The following is a 25,030-nucleotide window of genomic DNA, read 5'->3' on the forward strand; positions in this document are numbered from 1 at the left end:
TAGAGATTAAATGGGCCCATTCTTACTAGAAATTCTGAGCAAATGGTATATTTGGCTTCCGATAGCCGCAGTTTTTGCATACCTTGCGTTCCGCAATAATTTGCGCGCTAAAACAGTTGCCGATACTGAACATACTCTATTGATTCTTGAAATTCCACGAACAAACGACAAAAAAGAATTAGCCGCCGAACAGATGTTCGCCAGTTTACATGGCATTTTGCGTGATAAAAAGGAACTACTGAGTCAAGGTGGGCTCCAAGAACATATTAGTTTTGAAATTGCATCAATCGATAAGCAGATCAGGTTTTACGTCTGGGTGCCAACTCACTTGCAAAACTTTCTAGAAGGCCAAATCTACGCACAGTATCCAACTGTACAGATCCACAAAGCAGACAGCGATTATACTGAGCGCGAGATTTTACAGCCGGTAATTTACTCGGCCGAGTTAGCCTTAACAGATAACGAGGCGTTACCAATCAAGACTTTTCAAAGCTTCGAAGTTGACCCGCTTGCTGCCGTAACAGCAACCTTAGCCAAACTCGAAGAACAGAATGAAGAAATATGGATCCAGGTTTTAGCTCGGCCAGTGTCAGATGGATGGCATTTTAAGTCAACCCGTTTTGCCAATAAACTAAAAGGGAAGGCTAACAGCGGAGTTGGTCACTTACTACTAGGACTACTCCAGGCCTTCTTTAAGCCGCCCGAGGCCAAAGATTCAAGTGCACCCGAGATTAGCGAACGCGACAAAAGCCGAATCAGTGAAATCGAAAAGAAAAGCGTAAAACTTGGCTACCAAGTTAAAATGCGAATTTTATATCTGGGAAATACCGAAAAAACAGCAAAACTACGCATGCAGGCAATTGTTGGAACATTCAAGCAATTTAATAGCACCAACCTTAATGGATTTCAGATTAAAGGTGCAGCGTATGGCCAAGAGGGCATAGATAAATTCCGAGCGCGCTTTTTCATAGACAAAGGCTACATCTTAAACATTGAAGAGCTCGCTAGCGTTTACCACCTACCGCACACAACAGTAGAGACGCCGAACATCGTTTGGGCTAGCTCAAAAACGGCCGAGCCACCGGCAAAACTACCAATTATACTTGGCACGGACAGAGATAACGAGATAAGCGCATTCGGCTTAACAAACTTCAGAGGAATTAACCAGCAATTTGGATTATTCCGAGGCGATCGAGGCAGGCACGCTTATATAATTGGTCAAACTGGAACCGGTAAATCGGGAATGCTCGAGCTTTTGGCGCTAAGTGATATTTTCCATAATCAAGGATATGCAATTATTGACCCGCACGGTGATTTTGCAATGGCAAATCTTAAGTTCATTCCACCGTCACGCATAAAAGATGTGGTTTACTTTAACCCGGCCGACATGCAGTTCCCGATTGGTTTCAACCCAATGGAGGTAAGCGATCCAAACATGAAGAGCCATATCAGCTCCGAAGTTATTGGCGTCCTTAAACGCATGTTCGGCGACAGTTGGGGGCCGCGCTTGGAATATATTTTGCGTTACACGATTTTAGCTTTGCTTGATTACCCAAATACAACACTCCTCGATATCACCCGAATGCTAACCGATAAAAAATTCCGCAAGGCTGTAGTAGAAAATTGCCAAGATACTGTGGTTCGTCAGTTCTGGAATGTTGAGTTTGCTAGCTGGAACGACAAATTCTTAGCCGAAGCTATAAGCCCAGTATTAAACAAAGTTGGAGCTTTCACTGCCAACCCAATTATTCGTAATATCATTGGTCAGCCAAAAAGTACATTTAACATTCGCAAAATTATGGACGAGGGCAAGATTTTGGTGGTTAACCTTTCTAAAGGTCTGATCGGTGAAGACAACGCCGGAATCTTAGGGTCTTTCCTTGTGACTAAGATTCAGTTGGCTGCGATGAGCCGCAGCGATATTCCTCTCATCGAAGATCGCAGACCGTTCTATTTATACGTAGATGAGTTCCAGAACTTTGCGACCGATTCGTTTGCCACTATTTTAAGCGAGGCACGCAAGTACGGCCTTAACTTGACCGTAGCCAACCAGTACATCAGCCAAATGGGCGAAACCGTTCGCGACGCAGTATTTGGTAACGTGGGAACAACCATTTCTTTCCGCGTAAGTCCAGATGACTCTCAGATTCTGGGAAAACAGTTTGCGCCGCAATTTTTACCTGAAGACATCATGCAAATGGCAAACCGGCACTTTGTAATTACTATGGTAATAAACGGCGAAAAAACACCCTCGTTCTCGGCTCGCACTTTAACATTGCCGCCAGCACAAACCAACTTTACCGAGCAGATTGTTCAAAATACCAGGCAAAATTACGCACGACCCGTTAACGACGTTGTAGCGGAGATCCAACAGAATGTTAATCCGACCCATAATCAGCAGGCGGTTACCGCGAGTAACAAGCCGAAGGAGCCTAAGCCAGATGAGGTTAAGCCACTACCGATAGTTAACGAAACAAAAATAGAACAAGCTAAACCTGCAGAGCAACCCGCACCACAGAGCGAACCTGCGCTTACTGCCGCCGCCAGTGAGCCCGAAAGCGCCAGCAAAAAGCGGCGCCGACGCAGAAAGCGTAGTAAGAGCAAACAGGGGAGTGAAGTTACAACCGGCCCCGAGCCCCACAATGACAGTTCGTCTTTGAGTCTGCGCTAAAAAGGTAACTTGATTAGAGTGAACTCGCCCTAGTCATCATCAAAGCAGGCGAGGAGTAAAAAGCGTTTGTCGGACGGACCGAACGCGAATCCCCTTTTAAATCGTGCGAAGCTTGCGGATACTTGACATCTAATCGTATTTGAACCTACTAAAATTATCTACCACTAGAACAAAAATCGAACATGGCTATTGGAAATTATGCATGGCCGTAACGAAGTTATTATTTATATGCTAATTGAAATAAATCTACTGCAAAATGAAGAGGTAGGCAAATTAAAAAACTAAAGAAAAAAACAGTGAAAAAGACGGGATTATAGGTAATGCAGGAAGCATAATCGGGATAGATGTTATGTCGCACAATATATCTTTTACGACACTACATGTATAAATCAAAAACATGTACTTATTCATCTTTTAAGAGGTAGGGTATCTAATATATCTATAAAACTCATGTAAACTCTACTAAACAACCTTTGCTTATGCGTCATGCGATCAGGTTTACCGATTAATAAATGGATCTAGGTATAAGGTATGCGTTATTTTGACTTTTCCACAGGCTATGTTAAAAATATGCATTTTGTTGTCATTTTTAGACATTTTTTCACACAACCTCCCCACCCTGATTCCCTGCCTCAAAACTTTCTATTTTAAATATAAGTATCAAAAATATTTTCTAGCGATGTTGATCATGAAAAAATTAATAGAACAAAAATCGAACTAAAGAGAGTGAGAGAGTAGTGTCTATTTGTAATATGCCTTATGCGCAACGCGAACATCGAGATACTGAGGCTTGATTCCCTTTGCGTCGAAATACTTAATAGCATTATATATATCTTCAGCCTGCTCCACCGGATCGCGGTCGATGTGCGTTTTTATAGCATATTCCCTGCCCTCAAGCTTTAGATGAATCTCACGCGTAGATGGCGGGATTACAACCTCTGTAACCTTGCCCAATTCATAGCTCTCGACAGCTCCAATAAGTTGCCCTAAAAACCTGATAAAACGCGATGAGGCAACCGCTCCGCCGCCCTCATCAGGTCTTATGCCGGATTGATCCGTAACAACCAAACCAGGTTCCTCGAAATGATTGTAAATAAAAGCCTCACCATCTTTGTCTACGTAAAAGTTCTGATTGCCAGCCTTCCAAACAATCAAGGGCTTTCTGAACTCAAGATCAAACTCTAAGTTCCCTCCATACCAATTACGATTAACATACACATCATCAACTTCGCTGTGAGCGCTTTTGACGTATTCGTTAACTTCATCTTGGGAAATCGTAAAACCGAAATGCTGTAGCGGTGTTTTGGCCATGAAATCGTTTATTGTTTTTTTATAAACGTCAACATTCGGCATGTTACTGGCTGGCGCGAAAACAATCTGCGGATTCTTGATATACATTGCGAACATATACATTAAAATCGCAAAAACTCCCGCCCATGATGCTGCTGATTTAGCGAACGTTTTAAGTCTTGCTTTGCGTTCATGGCTCTTAAGGCGATCAGTTTTTAACTGACCGGTTTTTTCGGCAGTAGGAGCAACCTTTTCGGAAGTACTACCAGTTAAAGTTCTACTGCGTCTGAATACATAGCCATTTTGCCCATCCATAAGATTGGGCTGCCTAGGTTGTTGTTTTTTAAACCACCACTTCATTTAGCTAGGCTCGCTCTTTATTTTTATATGCAGCACTTACGATCAACTCGGCCATATCGATTGCAGAATCGGGCTTCGCAAACTTATAAATAGCTTTGGACAAATCGTTCATTGTTTTTTTGTCATCAATAATCTTTTCGATTGCAAGCTTTAAGATGACAGGATTCATTACGATTTTATCCTCTTGTACCACAATCGCAGCGCCAGCTTTGGCAAAAACTTCAGCATTTTTGATCTGATGACCGCCCGTTAAATATGGGTTTGGAACGATTATAGTCGGCTTTGCCATAGCTGCCAGTTCACTAGTAGTCGTTGCGCCCGCACGTGTGACAACCACGTCAGCGCCACCAAACGCCAAAGCCAAACCGTTTATAAAGGGCTTTACAACATAGTCGGCGCTCTCAGGGGCGCGTTGCATGACTTCGTTGTAATTCGATTGTCCTGTTATATGTAAAATGGAACATTTTTTAAGCAACGGTTCAGCCACACTGACGATCGCTCGATTTAAGTTGCGCGCCCCCAAACCTCCGCCAGTCACAACTACAAGTGGCTTTTTAATATCTACCATGCCTAAAACGGATCTGCATTTTTCTTTTTCTTGCTGCGTAACTGGCCTAAAAGCAGCGCTTACTGGAACGCCAACGTAATGCGTTTTTTCCCTGGGGTAAGGGTAGTTTTCCACCGGCGCACCGGTTGCAATTATTGTCGCATGCTTTGCTAACAGTTTATTGGTTAAACCCGGCAATGAATCCGAATCATGAATAACTAAAGGGATCTTTAAAAATGACGCCGCTAAGCCCACAGGCAAGCAAACAAAGCCACCTTTTGTAAAAACTACATCGGGCTTAACTTTTCGTAAATACCTAACACTCTGTAATAATCCCACACCGGTTACGAAAACATCTCCAATGTTTTTAAAAGTCATAGGTAAATTGAAGATTTGTTTCCATACGCTCACAGAATGAAAGCGGCGAAACTTACCGGCATTTATTTTTTTGACTGGAACTTTAAAATTAAGAGTATCAATAATACCCGTGGCTTGCTGTCCAAAAGCTTTGTCGGTTATAAAATAAGCTTTTAAGTTTTTATCGTGCTTTTTAAGCTCACGCAGTACCGCTAAAACCGGTGTTACGTGCCCGCCCGATCCGCCGCCGGCCGCCAAAATTGTCATCAGTTCCTCCTTGTGTTGACTGAGTTGGGTTGTGTCTGGTGTATCTGGAAATCTGAATTACTAAACCAAGCGCGGCCAACATACACAGCAAGCTTGTGCCACCAAAACTTACAAACGGTAATGTTATGCCGGTTAGCGGGAAAATTCCTAACATTGCACCCACATTTATAATACTATGCGAGAACACCCAACCAAAGGTGCCGGCAATTACTAGCTTGGGGAAAAGTTGCGAAGTTTGATCCATAATTTTTAGCATCCGCCAGAACATCCCACCAAAGAGGCCTAGCACCGCCACTGTCCCTAAAAATCCAAACTTCTCGGCTAAAATTGCAAAAATTGAGTCGTTAGCCGCCTCGGGCAAATAACCGAACGCCTGAATGCTTCGTCCTAAACCCTTACCAGTCATACCTCCGCTGCCGATCGCAATCAACGCTTGATTTTCATGATACCCCATGTCAGTCGTAGTAGAGCTACTGTGGTTAAAATATGTCAGGATTCGCTCCATTCGATGCGGAGCCAACAAGATAAATATTACACCCAGCCCGACCACCAAACCGATTAGCATTGCGAAAAACTTTAGCTTGACGCCAGCCATAAAAAGCATGATCAGCGCAATCGCAAATAACGTTAGGCCGGTTCCCAAGTCTTTTTGCAAACCAACAATAACGATCGTCGAAGTGATTAGCAAAACACTCAACGGAACAAAAGTTTGCTTAATGTCGTTTAATTCGCCCTGTGCAACTCTGGCGGCCAAAAAACTGGCTAAGAAAACTAGCAACGCAAGCTTCATGACCTCGGCTGGCTGAAAGCTAATTATCCCAAGATCAAGCCAACGACAAGCACCATTAACGCAAAGGGCTAACGGGGTTGCCTGAAGTAGAAATGGCAACGTGCCTAAGATTATTCCTACGATTAAAATGTTTAGGCTATTTTTACGCCACCAGCCAAGCGGCACAAAGGCAGCAATTGCAAACGCCGCACCGCCAATTGCAATGTAAATTAATTGCCTAAACAAAAAATAATGTTGACTAATCTCGGTTTCACTTGAGCTAATCCTCGCAATTAGCGCTGGGCTGATCGAATAAATAACGATCAGCCCTAAAAGGACCAAGGTACAGATGAAAAGGATTAATGGCATATCTGGACGATGTTTGCGTATCCCCTCAAACTCATCTACAAACCTAGTGATCCGCCCTCCCCTGCTTGGGTTCATCCTAAACGTACCCGCCTGTCAAAAATATAATCAAACCGATTGCTGCACAAATTTGCGCTAGTAACCAAAATCGCATCGTAATTTTTGTCTCTGGCCAACCGGTCGCCTCAAGGTGGTGGTGAATGGGCGCAGATATAAAAACCTTTCTTCCCAAAAACTTTTTGCTTAGTAGCTGAATCGAGCTTGAACCGGCTTCGATCACAAAGACTAAACCAATAATCGGCAGTAAAAACAAGGTGTTTGTTAACATTGCCACAACACCCAATGCCGTGCCTAAAGCAAAGGACCCTACATCCCCCATAAAAAACCGGGCTGGATATATATTAAACCACAAGTAAGCCGTAAGCGCACCCACAACTGTAAAACAAAAAGCAGCCAAGTATGACTGCCCCTGAAACATTGCAATTATCCCAAAAGTTCCAAAACTGATTGCCGCTAGTCCACCAGCCAAGCCATCTAAGCCGTCACTGATGTTTACGGCATTACCCATTGCAACAACCACAAAAATAAATATAGGTATAATCAGCCAGCCAAGCTCAAGCTCGAACGGCAAATACGGAATATGGACACTTGTAAACCCAAGCTTGTAGTAAAAAAACCAAGCAGCAACTGCTGCAACCAAAGCGATTAGCAAAAATTTTACACCACTCCGTAAACCACGCACACCACCGCCAAGACCGCGGATATTAATAACATCGTCAATCAAGCCTACGATTCCACCCCCGATAAGCGCCGCAAGTGGCAACCATGTTTCTGCCCTATTCAGATTAAAAGCAAGAGTCATCAAAGCAACGACTGCAACGAACACCATTCCAGCCATGGTCGGAATGTGCCGCTGATGCTTTTCGGCATGTAGCTTTGCAAAAACGGCTGCCTTCTCGCCCGTAGTGCTTGTTGTGCGCTGCACTTTCCAAAACTTAAATTTATAAGCAAAAAATGTGTAAATAGGAGTCGCCAACATACTAACGGCAAAGCCAATAAACGCCAGTAGTAACAAGCTTGTTACCTCGTTAATAATCTCGGCCGGAATTGAGTACATATTTTAGCCCCTTGGTTGAATTTTTAGATAATCTAGCAGCCAGTTTGAGATATCGGTAAAAATTGGCGCCGCACCTTGAGTGCCGGCGAAATCACCGAGATCCGAATCATCCACTCTTATCATTATCACATATTCTGGCCGATTTTGACCACCATAGCCTAGATACCCCCCGATGGTTTTCGTTTTGCTATACTGTCCGGTCGTTGGATCATAAACCTGCGCAGTCCCTGTTTTGCCGCCTGTTGTATATCCCGGTCTATCTAGCTTACCCAAACTTCCCGCCCTAATCTCGTGAGTCATCATTCGCAACTTTTCGGAAGCATCTGCGCTAATCACACCTGTTTTCTTCACGATAGGCTCTTTAGCAACTACATCACCCTTTTCATTCACTACTCCGCTAATAATCTGGGGTGAGTAATATGTTCCGCCATTAACTAGTGCCGAGAATGTTGAAACTGCCTGCAGCATAGTCATCGTCATACCCTGGCCAAAAGTCATGTTCGCATATCGAACTGGACCACCTTGCTCGTCGTCAGGTGAAATAACCTGCCCAGCCGCCTCAAAGGCCAGGGGGATTCCAGTAATCTCATTTAGTAAAAAACGATCTGTTAAGTACTGATAAAATTTATCCTTTGCCTGATCATTAATGTCGCCACCACCAAGTAATCGCAAAATGTGTACCATGCCAGTGTTGTAAGAATATCGCAGCGCATCAAGCATCTTAACATTACCCAAAAGTTCGTTACCAAGGTTCTTGATTGTTGCGTCTGCGACTTTTGTCGAGCCAGTATTCACATAGGTTGTGTCGGGCTGGATAACACCTTCGTTAAGGCCCATGGCAACTGTAAACGTTTTAGTTACAGATCCCGGCTCGTACGGATCTGAGATCGTCGGATTTTGAAAAGCGTTGTAATCTGTGACTTTTTGATATTCACCTGGGTTGTAGGTCGGCAAGCTTGCCATTGCCATGATTTGTCCATTATTTGGGTTAATTACAACAGCACTCCCTTTTGTAGCATGAACCCGCTCCAGCCCCGCTTTTAAAGCCTTCTCTACGTATGATTGAATATTGCGATCTATACTTAGGACCACGTCTTCACCATCTTGCGCTGGTGTCTGAACTGTATTCGCACCAACTGAGATCGGAATCCCATTCACATCTGTAATCGCCTTGAGCTGCCCTGCCACTCCGGCAAGTTGATCGTTATAACCTTGTTCTATTCCGTATTGCCCCTTACCTTCTCCATTTACAAACCCCAAGACCTGAGCCGCCAACGTTCCCTCAAGATAAGTTCGTTTTTCGCTTTCTTGAAGCCCAATTCCAGCTAACTCCTCTTTTTTAAGTAAATCAGCCTGTTGTTTGTTCAACAACTTCGCTAAAACAACATACTGTCGATCCTTGTTCTTCAAACTTTCTTCAAAGCCCTCCACTAAATTACCGCCAGCGATTCTGCGCAAAACCTCAGCAGCTTTCGTCTCATCTTTCACATATCGTGGATCAGCGAAAACAGTATAGCTCGGTTCATTTAAAACGAGTGGGGCTATCTTGTCATAGCCATCTTTTGCATAAATCTCACCTCTACTCGCTGCAATCGAGAATTTGGCCGTGTGCTCTTTTAGGGCTTCGGCTTCGTAATAGTCGTGTCTGATAACTTGAACATAAAAAAGCCGCACAACAAAAATAGCTCCCAGTAAAAACATGAGAGCCATTAAAATCCGCACCCGGCTATGTAAAGTTACATCTGTTTTTTCCATTGGAATTAATTAGTTCGTGCAAAATCAGTTTGAGCTGGAGAACCGAGCTGAGCAGCGACGCCACTTTGCGAAACTCGCTCTAACGCCTGCAACCTTGCCGTCTCAACTTCGAGATCGCGCTGTTCGCTTAAAAGCTGTTCTTTTTGATTGTTAAGATCGTTTATCTCGTATCCGTACGTACTTGTTTTGGTAATTTGCGTAAGGTAAATTAAGCCTAACACAGCAAGCATCAGTGCCACTAGTACCGTATGACTAACGGGCCCTAGCCGTTTGCTTGGCTTGAACCTAACCGTATTTTGATTGCGTCGCCATGATCTGCCGCCGGCAATTTGGCCCTGCATTGCTGCTGAATTATTGTACTGATACATTTTTGTTTCTTTTTATTTTGAGCTAAAATCCTGGCCTAGTGTAGACGATTATTAACCGTCTACACTAGTCTTTTTTTTGGTTTTAGCGCGCCTGCTCAAGGTGCCTTACAGCAACCTTAAATCGGCGAGAAGTACCCTGAACCTTGATAGGCATAGGTTATTCCCTTTTGTTTTTTATTTTTACAGCGCCTCGCAGTTTTGCACTACGAGAACGTGGATTGTAAACATCTTCGGTTGCCCCACTAATTGGTCGCTTGGTAATTAGGGAAAGTGTGGCTTCATATCCAGATTCCGCCTGCTCTTTAAAGAAGCGTTTAACCAAACGGTCTTCTAGGCTATGGAAGCTAATTATTGCTACCCTACCACCCGGTTTTAATAAATCAGGTATAAGTGGTAACACTTTTTTTAGCTGTCCTAGCTCGTCGTTAACCGCGATCCGGATTGCTTGAAATGTGCGCGTCGCCGGATGAGTTTTACCTCTTCGGCCACGATAAACATCTGCGACAACACCCGCAAGTTCAGCCGTAGTCGCAAATGGACGATTGGCAATTATTGCCTGGGCCACTTGTTTTGCCTTGGGTTCCTCGCCATATTCTCTCAAAATTTGCGTAAGCTCATCTTGGTTTATTTGGTTAAGGTACTCGGCCGCCGATAAACCATTTTGTTGGTCCATCCGCATATCTAGTGGTCCATCGCGCATAAAACTAAAACCGCGCTCGGGTATGTCTAGCTGTGGTGACGAAACACCAAGATCGATTAAAATTAAGTCGACTTGTTCACCTTGCTCGTGCAGCTGCTCGGCTGCCGTTCCGTAATCGCTTTTGATTAGGTTGGCGCCAGCTTGCTTTAACTCTTGCAAAGCTTTAATCGACGTTTCGTCTCGATCAACCAACGTAGCTAAATTAGCCGCACCAATTAAATTGATTACAGCTTTAGCATGCCCGCCATAGCCAGCCGTTAAATCGAGGTATCGCTCCCCTTTTTGCGGCTTGAGTACGTCAAGCACGGCTTGTAATAAAACCGGTTCATGTTGGAGTTGTTGTGGTGGTATTTTTTTCATATCGTAGTCACCTATTTGACAGCCAGCGTTTTTGTTTTTGTAAAATGTTTTTGTTTTTGTAATGTGTGTTAATGGAGTTGTTGTGGTGGTATTTCAAAATGAAACGCCGTTAAAGCCATTAACTTTGAGAGACTTATGTGAGGTGGAGTTTTTTGGGAGGTGTTTTTTGGAGGGGAAAGGTGCTAGGGCTTGCTAAGTGGAATGCCCTCGGCCCACTCACTGGCTGCCAAATAGCTGACTACGGAGAAACTCCGGTAGTTTTAAAAGCCATTGGCGTGTGTGTCACCGAATTTTTAAGGTGCCTACTTAGCCATTAAACGCCAGTAACGTCCAGCACGGACTGCTACGACATCACGAGTAATCCCCGAAAAATCTAGCAAATGCTGCTCGATACTAATACGACCCTGCTTAGCATCAAGGTCAGCTGATGTTTTGCCCATACGAAACTGTACGTTCAAATCAGCCACCTTTTGATCTAAGATGTCGCCGTTTAATGCAGGCTCGACCAATTCGTCCCATACCGATTTTGGGTACAGGTGCAAATATTTATCGAACCCTCTGGTAAGAACCACTCCACTTGCAAGCTCATCTCTAAGCTCGGCTGGAATTGTCAGCCTTCGCTTATCATCCAGCTTGCGTTCGAAGTAGTCTACCGTTGCCATTTTTTTAATAGTGGTTTTTGTTATTGCTTGGTGGCTTACCCACTGCTACCCACTGACATAAGTTTACTACCCACCATTACCCACTGCAAGTACTTTATTTCAAATAAATCACAGGGTCCACTCCACGCAGGCGTTTTATCCACAGTTCTGTGGGAAACTATTTTTGACAAATTAAAAACTACCCCGTTACGAGTAGTTCTTAATTTGCTCAGTATTTTTTATTCTTTGCCAACTACACGGTTATTAGCAGCAAGCCAACCCTCGACAGTTCCCCCGTCCATATAGTCACCTTTTGCCGGGACAACTACCATTTTATTACCGCTAGAAATGTACATATTTAACGCTTCGGTTATTTGGTACTCGCCGTTTGCTGCTGGAGCATTCTGCATTACTTGCTTTGCGCACTCCATAAGTTCGTAGTCAAACAAATATTTACTAATATTAATCAAGGTCGTGGGAGCATCTTCGACTTTTGGCTGTTCTATAACGCGCTTAAAAAAGCTAACACCGTTTTCGCCGTCGGTCTCGATCACACCATAACGGAATACGTCATCGCGGGGAACATTTACGGCAAGTAGTCCAGCACCAACGCCTGATTCATCTGCAGCCTTAATTAGTTCGGCGACTTCCGACCGACCGTCGGCACGATAAATAAAATCATCACCCATAAGTACTAAAACCTGTTCATTTTTTTTGATAAGGTGGGCACAAAGAGAAACCGGAACAGCAGTACCATAAGGCTGGTGCTGATCCTGAACCACATAATGGAAGTTTGCCTTTTTGGCCAAATGCTTAACTTCTTGAAGTTGCTCGGTTTTGCCTTTGGCTTTTAGGTATTCTTCTAAAAGCTGATTTCGGCCGTAATAGTTTTGCAGCTGCTCAAACTGCTCGCTTACAACAAAAATAATGTCAGTAATTCCAGCTTTTAGACAATCTTCAACTACGTAGTCAACCAGTGGTCGATTTCCGATCGGCAACATGCACTTTTCTACTGCCTTAGTAATTGGCAGTCGACGTGTTCCGTAACCCGCGACGGGAATAATCGCTTTTGTTATGCTACTCATTAATTAGCTCCTTTAGGGACTTAACTATCTGTCCATTATAATCTTTTGCCGGAAGTTTACGGACAAGCAAAACCCCGCTACACCATGTCGGCAAGTCGAGTACAGGTTTGTCATCAACTATTATTGCATCATGTTGTGGCAAATTATTCAAGTAAATCTGCTTGGGCTGTTGCACGATCACTTTTTCGAACTCTGCCAGTTCGGGCAAAAGTGAGATTTTAAATTCTTGAGTTTCTGGATCCCCAAAAGTAACAATCGTAGGCTTTGAGTCATGTTTATCTAGCCAACTTAAAAATTCACGCGCATCATCGTACAAAAAATCTTTCCCGATTAGCTCTTTAAAAATAAGCTCGCGAGCCTCTGTTGGATCGATCCCGAACGACTGCAAAGTTTTAAAAAAACGCAAATATCCACGCGCGCTACCTCCGCCCTTCACGCGGTGACGTAACATTCTAATGGCAAATGTCATCAACTTAATATCGTAAAGCTTCGAAACCGCTCGACACATTTCGCTGTATCCGTAGGTTGTACGGTAAAGCGTATCGTCTAAATCTAAATACCATTTTTTCATCAGCTAAAATATATTTTCATTAGTGCGCGCGCAACCCTATCCGGATCATGCCTTATAAACGACCGAGTTTTTGCAAGCCTATCGCCTTTTTTAAGTTTTATGTCACCCTTAAAAATCAGATCACTGCCTTTAACCAGATAGTTGGTTTTTTGGGTTTTTGCGGGCGGAGTAATCAGCAACTCCCCTTCTCGCTCGTATTTTTCAAAAACATTTTCGTCAGGTTTAGACGTGTTGTATAGTACAAAATCAAGGTTGCGACCACAAAATCGCTCAATTTCCGAGGCATGCTCGTAAACTCCCATGCCTGTAGTTTGGCCAGGTTTCGTAACTAAGTTACATACGTAAACAACCTTTGCTTTTGTTTCCTCGAGCGCCTGATTGACTCCCTTAATAATTAATGCCGCTCCAACAGACGTATATAAGTCACCCGGCGCAATTACTACTAAATCAGCTTCACGAATTGCTTTATCTGCATCCGGATTTATAACAGCGTTTGGCTCAAGTATCAACCACGGATTTGGCGCAAACCTTCGTAGATCTGTGGTGTCGACGGCATGCTCACCTTTTACAAGCGTCCCATCGTCTAGTTTGACCGCTAAATGCACGTTGTCTAAAGTCATTGGCAAAACTCGGCCAGAGATCTTTAAAACTTCACTAGCGGTTTCTACAGCTTCAGCAAAATTACCGGTCACCTTTTCGAGAGCTGTTAAAAACAAGTTTCCAAACGAATGTCCGCTCAGCTTACCGTCCTCAAATCGATAGTTAAAAAGTTCGCGAGTAACACTCGGATCTTCAGATAGCGCTACTAGGCATTGGCGCACATCGCCTGGAGGCAAAACACCAAGTTCGTCGCGTAGTTCCCCCGTAGACCCACCATCGTCAACCATACTAACCAGCGCTGTTATGTCACGGCAATAGTTTTTTAAACCGCTCAAAACGGCAAAGCTACCCGTTCCACCACCAATTACAACGACTTTCATGCCAACTTTTTGCATTTTTAGCCCCTAATCTGTTTAATGATTTTTCCAAACCAGATTGCACTTGGTCTAAGTGTGCGTTTTTTCGTTTTGTAATCGACTTCGGCAAGTCCAAATCGAGGCCAAAAACCACTGGACCACTCAAAGTTGTCGGTCAAGCTCCAATGTAAATAACCTTCTAACCTTACCCCCGATTGAATCGCACGATGCATGGCCATTAGCGTCTGGCTCAGCCACCATTTCCTAAATTCATCGTCATGGTCGGCCAAGCCATTTTCTGTGATAATGATTGGCAGGTTGTACTGATCATAAAGTTGTTTTAAAACAATCTCGATATCGGCAGGGCGCATATCCCAGCCCAAATCACTTCGACGCAGGTTTTCATTATGCTGCCTGTAGCCATAGTAACGATTGGAAAAATAGTAGTTTAAGCCGATAAAATCCAGATACTTTTTAATACGCCCTAACAAGAATCCGTCTTCCACCCAAGACATAACTTTGGCAGTGGTTTGCGACAAAACTGCATCGTCTCCGGCGTAGTGATGTGCCGTATTTTTAGCAATGCTAATTAAATATTTGCGACCTTTCTTTTTTGCGGCCTTGTAAACTTTTTTATGAACCGAAATTAAGTTCAGCAAAACTACCAAAGCCTCGGTCTTGCTCCGCCGTTGCGGTGGCCACTCCCCGAGTAAAAAGCTCTTGGCGGCGTAGACTTCGGGTTCGTTCAAGGTAATAACATACCGAAAATTTTGACCAAGTTCATCAAATACTTTTTCGGCAAACCGTAAAAAATAGCCAATATTGCTACGTTTTGTAAAGCCACCTTTTTGCTCGAACCAAACCGGCACAGTCCAATGCCACAGAGTTACAATTGGTTCCACTCCTATAGCTGCAAGCTTTTTTAGATAAACGCGGTAATGTTCAATTGCTTCAGCGTTCCAAGCACCTTCTTCTGGCTCTACACGAGACCACTCAATACTAAAGCGCCAAGCATTCATGTTGAGCTTTTTTATTAAAGCAAAATCCTCTTGGTAACGGTTATAATGATCTGTTGCCTTGCCTGAGACATAGTTCGCCGGATTTGTGGCATCAGCTTTAATTTGATCCCACTTTGGCAAATAATTAGCCTGGTATTTAGCTGTCTCGGCCAGGATTTTAGCGTGTTCGAGTTCCCAAACAGTCCACTGATTATGGTTTGACCCCTCAACCTGATGTGCCGCACTTGCTGCGCCCCACAAAAAGTGCCCCGGAAACTTTAAAAGCAAACCCTCGTCTTTTTTCATCTTTAACTATTATATCAGCAAATATTAATCAATTTTTACAAAACGTTGTCAGTTTTAGCTAAATGCCAATAATTTTCAAAAACCTGACGCATAAAAGCGGCTAAAAATGGATTTTTCACTTCTGTCCCCAGATGTAAGCCGTGGCCGAACGAATTATAAATCGCGATCGTATTATCGTAAATCGACAGCTCGGCCTGAATATTCAAAACTTCTTTAGAAATATACTTGGCGCGGTAAAACTTTGTATACCCTGGGTCGTCAGAAAGCTCAAACGGGTTAACTCCTATATTTTCTATACTACGCAAATGGATTTTACGCATTACAACTTCGTTTCGAAACTTTTCAGCCCAGACTTTTCCAAGCGGCGCATTAAGAGTTTTACCAGAGAATAACAGAACCTCACTTGTAGCGTGAAGTTCGTTCCAAAGCATTTGTTTAAGCCCGCCGATTCCGCTAAAAGTTTTAACCTCGAATCCTTCGTCTTTGCTTTTAAAACTTGCAAGCAAACTATTTAGATCTAAAAAATTACTACGAAACTGGCTCGCTTTTGCTTCTTGGTCAACAACTAGGAGCTCCAAGTTTTCAATCGAGGCGGCCGAGATAAGCTTATCGTTACTAGTTGTCAACTGACCAACCAAGCCTTTTTCAGCTAAAACATCGACAATTCTGTAAACGTTTGATCTGGCGATTCCCGTTTCACGACTTAACTCAAGCGGTGTTCGGGGCGCGCTAACCAAGCTCAAGAATATCTTAATCTCGTCGCGTGTCAGCCCTAGCGCCTCGAGCTTTTGATGAATAATATTGTTTTCCATTTTGAAGAACAGTTTAACAGATGTGGCCTCGAAGATCCATATTCAGATTATTATGGAAAAATCAGTCAACCACAGTGAGCAAAGAACCGCCAAACGTGAACTTCATTTAAAAGCCTATCGTCCGACTACCAACTTAATATTCGACAATTTCAACAACAGACCAGAGCGATCCGAACTTTTTACGAATCCGCCAGAGGATTTTATTAGCGCATACAACACGTATGAGGGCATTCTAGTTAACTCGATTAAAGACACATTTCATACCGACAACCCTGTTCAGCAGAGATCGGCTCAAGCAGTTTTTAACAATCATAACTTTGTTAGCTGGCGTTATAACCAGGATTGGCCGTACGAAAACCTACCCATAAAACCTACTTTTGAGCAGACCAACAGCGCTTTTGAGGCAAAAATGATCCGCAATAAAAGTATTGGGCTTGCTTTAACTCTGCTTTACATGACAAGTATAAAAAATGCGCTGCGCCCGCTTGAGCTTCCGGCACTACAAACTTGTCGCGTTATTTGTGATGCTTTTGAGGCAATTGAACCTTTAGCCTTTTTACATGATTCCGACGAAGCTGATCTGTTACGCGAACTCGTAAACATGACCGAGGCAGAGAGTCTGTTCCCTAGCCCGCAAACTATTAAGAAAATTTACAACGGCGAGATCGCGTTATCGCCCAATTGCTGGGACATAGACAAGAACCTTAAGATTAAGTTTAATCACGAACTGCCAGCAAAGCATCTTATGGCTCACATTGAACCGCGCATGGGTTGTCCGGTCGCGGTCGGACACATGACTCACGAAGGTCGAGATTCCAAAGTCGAGCACGGGAGCTACTTGCAAAACATGTGGTGTGACGTCGCACTCCTTATGTTAGAGACAAATGAATTTGTACCCACAAACTAGTCTGTGGAAAACTTTTACAGAATTTACTTTATTTTTTACCCCAGCGTCTGATAGACTCGTGCCATGTCAAAAGCATTACGGATGCAACAGATTCCACTTCACGAACGACCGCGCGAAAAAATGCAACGCAAGGGGCCACACGCATTGTCGGACTTCGAGTTACTCGAAGTCATAATAGGTAGCGGAAACGGCCAGGCCGACGTTGGCACAATCGCCCGAAGTATTCAGAAAGTCCTTAAAACCGGCGTACACAATTTTAATATGAGTTCGTTAACTGCACTTACTGGGGTTAGTTTGGCGCACGCAAGCCGAATTCTGGCCTCGCTCGAAATCGCCAAACGCCACCTAGTTCGTGACAACCTTGCTCTGCAAACTGTTTCCGAAATTGTTAGTCGTTTGGGTGAAATCCGAGATAAAACTCAGGAGCATTTTATTTGCTTAAGCATGGACGGCGGCCACCGTTTGATCGCTCAACGCACTATTACGATCGGCACGCTCGACACAGTTTTGGCGCATCCACGAGAGATATTCTCGGACCCTATAGTTGATAGGGCCGCTTATGTAATAGTCGCGCATAACCACCCATCAAACGATGTCAATCCAAGCCCAAAAGACTGTGAGTTAACCAATCAATTAATTGCTGCGGGTCAACTTTTAGGGGTCCCTTTGCATGATCACATAATTGTTACCAAAACGCAGCATTTTAGTTTTAGGCAAAAACATCTAATCATATAAAGGAATACCGTGAACCATTACTACGAACTTCGCCACACACCCCAATACCCAGCAACTAGCATTGCATCCGACGTTGCGCGCCATCTCGAGGTTCGCCAATATTTAGGCACCGCGCTTATTGTGTGTAAATCCCCCACCAATACCATGAGCGTGGTGCGTAAACAGTGGCTTAACCTAATGCGAAATATCCACAAGCAGCGTGCAAGCACACTAAACGCCGAAGAGATTTTACGACTAACTCATGCTATTTTGCATATGCAAAAGATGACCTTTGTCGCCAAGCCCCCACAAGAAACGACGGCCGCCAGTATCTATTTTATAACCCCAGGTGAGCTTAATATTCTGCCCCCGGACTGCTATACAATTTATCTTTTAGATAAGGTCAAACCTAGCAGTTTAAAGTTTGCCCTTGGTGGATTATCGAATAACGGATTAGTCGTCAACTACGACGTCGGCATGGCAATGAGCGATTTTCAACTAAAGCCAAAAAGTAAACTAGAATCAGAAGTACTTCGCGAATGGAGTAGCGTTTTGCAACTCTTAAAAAGATTTAAAATTACTCCTTCGCAACTAGTTAACTCGAGTCCGGTTTTCTTGGCCGCAAACGATCACGCGCTCGATACACTTTTGGGGTCGCCTCAAGAGTTCTTACATATAACGTCAGCCTTTCAACATATGGCTCACTTGGGTCAGCCGTTTACTACCATAAGTTCTACTCAACAACGCGAATTTACCGCTGTTGCGAGGCTTGCCCACAGAGTACAATCACTAACTCCAAGTACCTTTAGCAATTACCTTATTCGCAATTTTGGCTCAACATCTGACTACGAAGTTTTCTTTTTGCACGACATTCTTGCAAATACTCAAGAATCAAAAAATTTTACAATAAACTAAAATAAACTCGTCTGATTTTGCGTAACTTGCTCAGCAAGCATATCTACGAACGGTGTCTGTCCCTTAACCAGTTTCCTGCGGGCAACGTCTAGACTAAACCACCCAGCTCTGTCTACCTCTGGAAAGCGTTGTTTTTCACCGGACTTTAATGGCCATTCCATCTCAAAAAAATTACTTCTTATATCTTTATCAAAGTCATTCTCAGTAAACCAAGCTGTAACTTTTTTGTTGCCATATTTAACTTCGCCCAGTAATAAATACTCACCTTCCGGGCAATTGCGTCCAGTTTCTTCTTTAAATTCTCTTTTCGCGGCAAGCAACGAGTCTTCACTCTCTGTATGTTCACCCTTTGGAATAGACCAAGCGCCAGTATCTTTTTTAGCCCAAAATGGACCACCTGGGTGGACCAGAAAAACTTCTGGCTTGTTTTTAGTCCACCTGTAAAGCAAGATTCCAGCCGAAAGTTTAGGCATTATTAGTCCTTTTTTGGGCCTTTTGGGCCATAAAATGCATTCGTTGCTCCACACTCAAATGCTCGATTGCGTACCTTAAAGCTGTGCGTGGCATTACCGAAGAGTGTTTATCTAAAAAATCCAGGAGCTGATCGCGATCTTTTTTGCCTGCTTCTCGTAACATCCAACCGGTGGCTTTGTGAATCAAATCATGTGAATCGCCAAGCAACATCTCGCTGATCCTAAAGGTATCGTCCAAGTCGCCTTTTCTAATAAATGCCCAGGTACTGACAATGGAAATTCGACGCTCCCATAAACTCTTTGACTTTGCCAGTTTATATAAAATAGCGCGCGGCTTATTCTCCAGGAATCCACCAACCACATCGCGACAACTTACGTCAACTAAATCCCAGTTATCGATTTTGTCTGTTCGCTTCAAATATAGATCAAATAAACTCTTTTTTTGAGACTCAGGTGTTTTTTTACTAGCCGCTTGGTTCGTCATAATTATCAAAGCAGCCATCCTAACTTCGTGGACTGGACACTCCAAAAGCTCATCTATTTCACTTATTTTTAGATCAGAATATTTTTTACAAGCCAGTCGAATTTTCGGCATTCGCACACCGATAAAGACATCACCCTCAGCATATTGACCTTCGCCAGTTCTAAAGAACTTCTGCAAGACCTGCAAATCCTCGGGTGATCTATCTGCTAATTTTTGAAGTTTATCAATAAGATCGTCTGTGCGAGCACTCATTACTTGTCCCAGATTTGCACAAATTTTATCCTATCTACCTCATGTGTGCCATCTGCTAGTTGACGAAATTCAACATTATGATTAGCTACAAAATAATCACCAACTGAGTCAATATACTCTAAGTTGCAAACTGTTTGACTAGCACTTCTAATATGTGGACCTTGGTAAATTTTAAACTTTCGCTCTTCGCCCGGCATTAAAATTGTCTGCAAGTCAGTACTTTGCCCCAAGAATTCTAGCTGGTTTAGGTCAAGCCTATCATTTGAACCGTTGTGAACCGACGCCCAACATTCAAAACCTGCACCGTTGTTGTAGCACTCAACCTCGGTAATATGCGCTTTTTTAATTACCTTCGGCCCACTTTGAATATGTTGTTCAGCTTGCGTTGAGCCCTGACCAGGTATCCCGCCTGCGATTTGCGGATTTTGCGGCTGTAAACTATCTTCCGGAACAAAGGCCGGCTTTCCACTAACGATTCTGCCTAACGTTTCAAAGAACGAGGGCACTTTGCAAATCCTTAATTTTAACGCGAGTCTGTTTCATTGTGTCGCGTTCGCGCACGGTCACACTGTCGTCTTTTAGACTTTCAAAATCAATCGTCACACAGTACGGCGTGCCAATTTCGTCTTGCCTGCGATAGCGTTTACCGATACTTTGCGTCTCATCGTATTCAACGTTCCAACCAGTAGACTGAACAATTTGTTTATACACTTTATCAGATAAGGCTTGTAGTTCTGGCTTTTTGCTCAACGGTAAAACAGCAACTTTCACAGGTGCGATTTCGGGCTTAAATTTGAGTACAATTCGTGTTTCGTCGCCAACTTTTTCCTCACAGTAGGCGCTATCGAGAACTGCAGTCATTAAACGGCCCAGCCCGATCGCAGGTTCGATAACATAGGGCATATAGCGCTCGTTTGTTTCTGGGTCAAAGTAACTCAAGTCTTTGCCACTTGCCTTTGTGTGCGCCTTTAAGTCGAAGTCTGTTCGGTTAGCAATACCCCAAAGCTCTCGCGGTTCACCGCCAAAAAACTCATATTGAATATCCCAACTATCAGCAGCATAATGAGCACGCTCGTCTTCGCCGTGTTGATGCCAAACCATTTTTTCTCTTTTAACGCCCGCTTCTACCAAAAAGTTCCAACAAAATTCTTTCCATTTATCCAAATCAGCTTCGGCCATTGCTGGCTTTGTGAAGTATTCCATTTCCATCATGTCAAATTCTCGCACACGGAACAAAAATTCTCGCGGGCTGATTTCGTTACGAAAACCCTTACCAATTTGGGCTACACCAAAAGGCAGTTTGCTACGAGTGGTCTCACGCACAAGTTCGTAATTTGTAAAAATTGCTCCAGCTGTTTCTGGTCGCAAATAGGCCACACTCTCGTCGTCTTCAAGCGCACCTACATACGTCTTGAACATCATGTTAAAAGTTCGCACTTCGCCCAAAGGGTTACCGTCTGGCGACTTTTTGCCCTTTAGCAGCTCATTGAGTTTTTCAATGTCATTCGTATCGACACCGGCCAAATGATCAGCGCGATAGCGTTTTTTTGTAACTAAATCTTCTACAAGTGGATCATTAAAACCATCAATATGTCCACTAGCCTTCCAAAGCTTTGTATTTTGGATAATCGCACCATCAATACCATGAATATTGCGATTTTCGCGCACAAATTTTTGCCACCAAAACGCTTTTAAGTTATTGGCTAGCTCTACGCCGTAAGGCCCCAAATCCCAAAACCCTGCTAATCCACCGTAAATTTCGGAAGCCTGAAAAACAAAGCCTCGCCTTTTTGCAAGACTAACCAAAGAATCTAGTGTAACCTCTTGTTTGCTCATACTTTTTAATATTATACCAGAATCATCTGTAAATCTCATTGATTTTTATACCAAAAGGCGTAAGAATATCAACACGAGGTATGTATGAGTCAAAATCCTGAAGTTTCTCCGGCACGGCCGAATCAACCAGAAAAACCAAAATTCAACCCTGATAACGCCAAAAAAGCGCGAGATGCGTTAAAGAGAGGGAATTTAACAGTTGCATTAAAATTTTTGGATCATATCAACCTAGAGGACGCCAGGTCACCCGAGAACTGTGCGGCAGTCGCCCAAGCTCTGCAATTACGAGCCGAAGCCAACCTACAGGTTGCCACGGTTGAATCGGTCGGAGCGGCGTCGGCCGATATGCGTGCTGCCATTTCGCTTATTGATACGTTATCGCCAGATGTTAGACAAATTTACGAAGCTGCACTTGTTTGCACAGCAACAGAGGTGCAGAGAGTTAGAAACGGTCACCTACCAGTAGAAACAATGGATGAAGTCGACCAAATTGTTGGTGCGGTCCCCGATGAACATCCTGCAAAACCTATCCTGACTTACTTCTCGCAGAGAACAATCGGAATCTGTTACGCGTTTAGTCCGACGATGTCCGCCATGTCCATGGATCGCGCCCGCGCAGCAGCAGAAGAAGCTGGGGTCCCTCGAGATAATCTTTTACATCTTTCTAACCTAAGCAGCGCCAAAGTTGCAACTTTAAATGCCCCCGCGCCCTATCCGCTTTCCACCCTTTACGAGCTGCCGTAAAAAATTAGACTTACATCTTTTAATATTTGCGCAACGCCGCTAATTCTGTGTAATGTTGGTGGCGAATATTGCTGAGCTAGTCGCAAAAATTTAATGTGATCTCCTGTAAATCTCCCGTTGGAATTCTTAAAAAATGTAACTGTTGACTGATCATAGTCATATTTTTGATCCGAACTAAGCAATTCACCATCCGAATCAGTTTCTAAGTTGACTCCTTCGCCTAACAAATGGCCTAGATTCAACTTAAACCAGACCTCGACTAAGCCATGGCTAATTCTTAAATCCTCTAGTGATGCTAATGATGATTTTAAAAGTTGGTAAAACTCCGGACTTGTCACGGTCTCGCTGGCTTTGTTAATTTGTTTTAAAATTTCGTATGCAAACTGCATTCGATCGTAATCCTGCAGAATCTTTGCGCCATAAAATTGTTTTATCTGCGCCCCAGTTACGACCGCCAAATCACCCCGACCCTCAATTGTGTTAATATCACAAACTGCAAATAACTCTAGTCCGCCCGCTAGTTTGCTCTTTGGCCTTCGCGCACCCTTTGCAATCACACTGATTTTGCCGCGATCAGGAGTAATAATGCTCAAAATTCTATCAGCTTCCCCATAATTTGTGCGCCGCAATATTATCGCTTCGGTCCTAAAGTAGCGCATTATTCACCGCCTTTACAAAGTCAACTTTGGTAATTGTTGTTTTATCTAAAACGTCTTTAACGCCGTAGGCCTTTAGGGTTTTTTTACTAGGTGGCGAAGTACTTAAAATTATCACAGGAATTTTTAAAAAGTCATCATATGACGCCAAAATATTTAAAAGCTGCACCCCGTTAGAATTTGGCAAAAACATGTCCAAAATAATCAGATCGATCTGTGACTCATCAAGCTTATTCAATGCCAGCTGGGCGTCACCTGCCCAAACACAATCGTGATTTTGCAGCCAACCTTCGTAGCAATCTTTGGACCAAATATCATCCTCGACTAGCAGAATTCTACTCATAAATAAAGCTCATCTGGTTAGACTGCAAGAGGTCCACAAAAAAACTAGCACCTTGCCTTGCCTTGCCTAAGCTCAGCCTGCCACCCATTGCCGCCGTAAGCCGACCAGCGACATATAGCCCTAGCCCGCTAGTGCCTGGCCTAGCACTAAATGGCTGCGGTCGCTCACCAATAGTATTGCTCACGCTTTTAAACTCAACCGCATCGATACCAGGTCCATTGTCTTTAACATTTAATCTGACTAAACCATTAGTCTCAGCTATACTCAGCTCAACTAGGCCACCCTGTGGATTGTGACGCACCGAGTTATCCAGTAGATTCACGATTACATCATGCAGAACTTCCCTATTTGCCAAAGCCAGATTGCTAGATCTGCGCTTAATTAAATGCAGCTTCTGATCAAACTTCGCCGCAAATGGTAACATTTCGTTTAGAGCCTGCTCGCAAACTAGCTGCACGTTGGTAGGCTCAAGAGTATTTATTAGATCCAGATTTCTTATGTTTTCTAGACGACTACTATTCGTCAACTGACTCGCTAGGCGCAAACTCCTCTCGGCAGTAATTATTATTCTTTCTATTGCCTGCTTTTGGTTTTGGCTGAGGTCTGTTTCTTTTAGGTCGTACGACAAATGCCTAATTAAAGCTAACGGCGCTTTTAGCTCATGCGCTACTGCAACAACTAAATCTACCCGTTCACCTTTCATTAATACCAGTGTAACAAAACAAAATCAGCTAAGCACAAGCACTACGGATTAAACTTAAGTGAGGGCAAAATTATATTGTTAAAATCGCCTAAAAATGCATCTGATTCTGTAAAGATTTCGATTGATTTATCGCGTGATTTAAGCAGGACCAGCGACCCGTTACTCTGACCTAGCTTACCATCAAATCGTGTGCCCACCTGACCGTTAACAGTTATGGCCGAGGCTTTTAGTGTGCCGTCCTGCACCCCTTGCTGAAAAGCCGCAAGCGAGTTTTCGTAAGTAGAATTTAAAATAACTACACGCAGTGCATATGGCTGTTGTCTGGTTGGGTTAGAAACCGCACCAGGGTGAAAGTAAGCATTATAACCTGTTCCCGCCGAGCCATCCGCCTCTATATATAAGCTCCACGTCTTAGGAAAATCAAAAGTAACTTGACCGAGATCAGCCGGACCAACGAATTGCCTTGTCGGAAGCTTTTCTCTTTCGACAAAACCTGCTTCATCGGTCGCCTTTTGTTGCTCTTGTGCCAAGACGACGGATTCAGCCACAATGCCGTCTACATTATTTTTTTGTTCCTGATAATTTAGATATGCCCAAACACTAAAACCGCCAAAACCCACAGTCAAAACAGAAAGAACAATCGTCATTACAAGTAAAACCTGAGAACCGTTCTGGTTATGCATATGTTTATATAGTAGAAACTCTAG

General features: G+C 43.5%; 26 protein-coding genes. 5 read left to right on the top strand and 21 right to left on the bottom strand.

The annotated features are described in order from the left end of the window. The first annotated feature begins 10 nt into the window (after positions 1 to 10). The gene (locus VLA77_04530; GenBank protein ID HSE29821.1) at positions 11 to 2,671 is read left to right on the top strand and encodes a type IV secretion system DNA-binding domain-containing protein; all 2,661 of its coding nucleotides are present in this window, start codon (positions 11 to 13) and stop codon (positions 2,669 to 2,671) included. Between the two features lie 741 nt (positions 2,672 to 3,412). On the opposite strand, the gene VLA77_04535 is transcribed toward VLA77_04530, so the two are convergent. From VLA77_04535 to VLA77_04595, 13 genes are all read right to left on the bottom strand, one after another. Next, entirely contained in the window at positions 3,413 to 4,321 is a 909-nt protein-coding gene (locus VLA77_04535) for a hypothetical protein (protein ID HSE29822.1), read from the bottom strand. A gap of 4 nt (positions 4,322 to 4,325) precedes the next feature. Further along, a complete protein-coding gene (locus VLA77_04540; protein ID HSE29823.1) occupies positions 4,326 to 5,492 on the bottom strand; it encodes a UDP-N-acetylglucosamine--N-acetylmuramyl-(pentapeptide) pyrophosphoryl-undecaprenol N-acetylglucosamine transferase in 1,167 nt (388 codons plus the stop codon). Continuing rightward, entirely contained in the window at positions 5,425 to 6,705 is a 1,281-nt protein-coding gene (locus VLA77_04545) for a putative peptidoglycan glycosyltransferase FtsW (protein HSE29824.1), read from the bottom strand. Before VLA77_04545 ends, VLA77_04540 begins: the two co-directional genes overlap by 68 nt. Before the next feature lies 1 nt (position 6,706). Continuing rightward, on the bottom strand, positions 6,707 to 7,744 hold the full coding sequence (gene mraY, locus VLA77_04550; protein HSE29825.1) for a phospho-N-acetylmuramoyl-pentapeptide-transferase: 1,038 nt from the start codon (positions 7,742 to 7,744) through the stop codon (positions 6,707 to 6,709). Positions 7,745 to 7,747: 3 nt separating this feature from the next. Beyond that, a complete protein-coding gene (locus VLA77_04555; GenBank protein ID HSE29826.1) occupies positions 7,748 to 9,499 on the bottom strand; it encodes a penicillin-binding protein 2 in 1,752 nt (583 codons plus the stop codon). Between the two features lie 5 nt (positions 9,500 to 9,504). Continuing rightward, positions 9,505 to 9,867 (bottom strand): hypothetical protein, encoded by a 363-nt coding sequence (locus VLA77_04560; GenBank protein HSE29827.1) that lies wholly within the window; start codon positions 9,865 to 9,867, stop codon positions 9,505 to 9,507. 157 nt (positions 9,868 to 10,024) lie between these two features. Then, complete coding sequence (gene rsmH / locus VLA77_04565; protein HSE29828.1) at positions 10,025 to 10,927, bottom strand: 16S rRNA (cytosine(1402)-N(4))-methyltransferase RsmH; 903 nt, start codon at positions 10,925 to 10,927, stop codon at positions 10,025 to 10,027. Positions 10,928 to 11,229: 302 nt separating this feature from the next. Then, positions 11,230 to 11,589: a hypothetical protein gene (locus VLA77_04570; protein ID HSE29829.1), complete on the bottom strand. Its 360-nt coding sequence runs from the start codon at positions 11,587 to 11,589 to the stop codon at positions 11,230 to 11,232. A 218-nt stretch (positions 11,590 to 11,807) separates the two neighbouring features. Then, entirely contained in the window at positions 11,808 to 12,653 is an 846-nt protein-coding gene (locus VLA77_04575; protein ID HSE29830.1) for a sugar phosphate nucleotidyltransferase, read from the bottom strand. Then, the gene (locus VLA77_04580) at positions 12,646 to 13,224 is read right to left on the bottom strand and encodes an HAD family hydrolase (protein HSE29831.1); all 579 of its coding nucleotides are present in this window, start codon (positions 13,222 to 13,224) and stop codon (positions 12,646 to 12,648) included. The genes VLA77_04575 and VLA77_04580 overlap by 8 nt, the downstream gene beginning before the upstream one ends. Beyond that, positions 13,224 to 14,219 (bottom strand): gluconeogenesis factor YvcK family protein, encoded by a 996-nt coding sequence (locus VLA77_04585; GenBank protein ID HSE29832.1) that lies wholly within the window; start codon positions 14,217 to 14,219, stop codon positions 13,224 to 13,226. Before VLA77_04585 ends, VLA77_04580 begins: the two co-directional genes overlap by 1 nt. A gap of 2 nt (positions 14,220 to 14,221) precedes the next feature. Next, positions 14,222 to 15,484 (bottom strand): family 1 glycosylhydrolase, encoded by a 1,263-nt coding sequence (locus VLA77_04590; protein ID HSE29833.1) that lies wholly within the window; start codon positions 15,482 to 15,484, stop codon positions 14,222 to 14,224. Positions 15,485 to 15,519: 35 nt separating this feature from the next. Next, positions 15,520 to 16,296, bottom strand: coding sequence for a helix-turn-helix domain-containing protein (locus VLA77_04595; protein ID HSE29834.1), 777 nt, complete (start codon positions 16,294 to 16,296; stop codon positions 15,520 to 15,522). Positions 16,297 to 16,348: 52 nt separating this feature from the next. Between VLA77_04595 and VLA77_04600 the strand changes: the two genes are divergently transcribed. From VLA77_04600 to VLA77_04610, 3 genes are all read left to right on the top strand, one after another. Continuing rightward, on the top strand, positions 16,349 to 17,203 hold the full coding sequence (locus VLA77_04600) for a hypothetical protein (protein ID HSE29835.1): 855 nt from the start codon (positions 16,349 to 16,351) through the stop codon (positions 17,201 to 17,203). 63 nt (positions 17,204 to 17,266) lie between these two features. Beyond that, a complete protein-coding gene (gene radC, locus VLA77_04605; protein ID HSE29836.1) occupies positions 17,267 to 17,938 on the top strand; it encodes a DNA repair protein RadC in 672 nt (223 codons plus the stop codon). A gap of 9 nt (positions 17,939 to 17,947) precedes the next feature. Next, entirely contained in the window at positions 17,948 to 18,832 is an 885-nt protein-coding gene (locus tag VLA77_04610; GenBank protein HSE29837.1) for a hypothetical protein, read from the top strand. Here VLA77_04610 and VLA77_04615 read toward each other — a convergent pair. Genes VLA77_04615 through VLA77_04630 form a run of 4 tightly spaced genes read right to left on the bottom strand, consistent with a single transcriptional unit; the run spans position 18,829 to position 21,877 of the window. After that, positions 18,829 to 19,305, bottom strand: coding sequence for an NUDIX domain-containing protein (locus VLA77_04615; GenBank protein ID HSE29838.1), 477 nt, complete (start codon positions 19,303 to 19,305; stop codon positions 18,829 to 18,831). The genes VLA77_04610 and VLA77_04615 overlap by 4 nt on opposite strands. Further along, positions 19,298 to 20,041, bottom strand: coding sequence for a DNA alkylation repair protein (locus tag VLA77_04620; GenBank protein ID HSE29839.1), 744 nt, complete (start codon positions 20,039 to 20,041; stop codon positions 19,298 to 19,300). Before VLA77_04620 ends, VLA77_04615 begins: the two co-directional genes overlap by 8 nt. Then, positions 20,041 to 20,547, bottom strand: coding sequence for a hypothetical protein (locus VLA77_04625; GenBank protein ID HSE29840.1), 507 nt, complete (start codon positions 20,545 to 20,547; stop codon positions 20,041 to 20,043). The genes VLA77_04620 and VLA77_04625 overlap by 1 nt, the downstream gene beginning before the upstream one ends. After that, positions 20,531 to 21,877: a glycine--tRNA ligase gene (locus VLA77_04630; GenBank protein ID HSE29841.1), complete on the bottom strand. Its 1,347-nt coding sequence runs from the start codon at positions 21,875 to 21,877 to the stop codon at positions 20,531 to 20,533. The genes VLA77_04625 and VLA77_04630 overlap by 17 nt, the downstream gene beginning before the upstream one ends. Before the next feature lie 84 nt (positions 21,878 to 21,961). On the opposite strand from VLA77_04630, the gene VLA77_04635 reads away from it, so the two are divergent. After that, a complete protein-coding gene (locus tag VLA77_04635) occupies positions 21,962 to 22,621 on the top strand; it encodes a hypothetical protein (GenBank protein ID HSE29842.1) in 660 nt (219 codons plus the stop codon). Here the strand turns inward: VLA77_04635 and recO are convergent. Genes recO through VLA77_04655 form a run of 4 tightly spaced genes read right to left on the bottom strand, consistent with a single transcriptional unit; the run spans position 22,606 to position 25,006 of the window. Continuing rightward, positions 22,606 to 23,280 (bottom strand): DNA repair protein RecO, encoded by a 675-nt coding sequence (gene recO, locus VLA77_04640; protein HSE29843.1) that lies wholly within the window; start codon positions 23,278 to 23,280, stop codon positions 22,606 to 22,608. The two genes, VLA77_04635 and recO, sit on opposite strands and share 16 nt — an antisense overlap. Beyond that, positions 23,267 to 23,620 (bottom strand): response regulator, encoded by a 354-nt coding sequence (locus tag VLA77_04645; protein ID HSE29844.1) that lies wholly within the window; start codon positions 23,618 to 23,620, stop codon positions 23,267 to 23,269. The genes recO and VLA77_04645 overlap by 14 nt, the downstream gene beginning before the upstream one ends. Further along, positions 23,613 to 24,323, bottom strand: a complete 711-nt coding sequence (locus tag VLA77_04650) for a HAMP domain-containing sensor histidine kinase (GenBank protein ID HSE29845.1) — start codon at positions 24,321 to 24,323, stop codon at positions 23,613 to 23,615. Before VLA77_04650 ends, VLA77_04645 begins: the two co-directional genes overlap by 8 nt. Positions 24,324 to 24,364: 41 nt before the next feature. Next, entirely contained in the window at positions 24,365 to 25,006 is a 642-nt protein-coding gene (locus VLA77_04655) for a hypothetical protein (GenBank protein ID HSE29846.1), read from the bottom strand. Positions 25,007 to 25,030: the final 24 nt, after the last annotated feature.

The sequence above is a fragment of the Candidatus Saccharimonadales bacterium genome (assembly GCA_035457485.1).
GTDB lineage: Bacteria > Patescibacteriota > Saccharimonadia > Saccharimonadales > EFPC-124 > DATIBO01.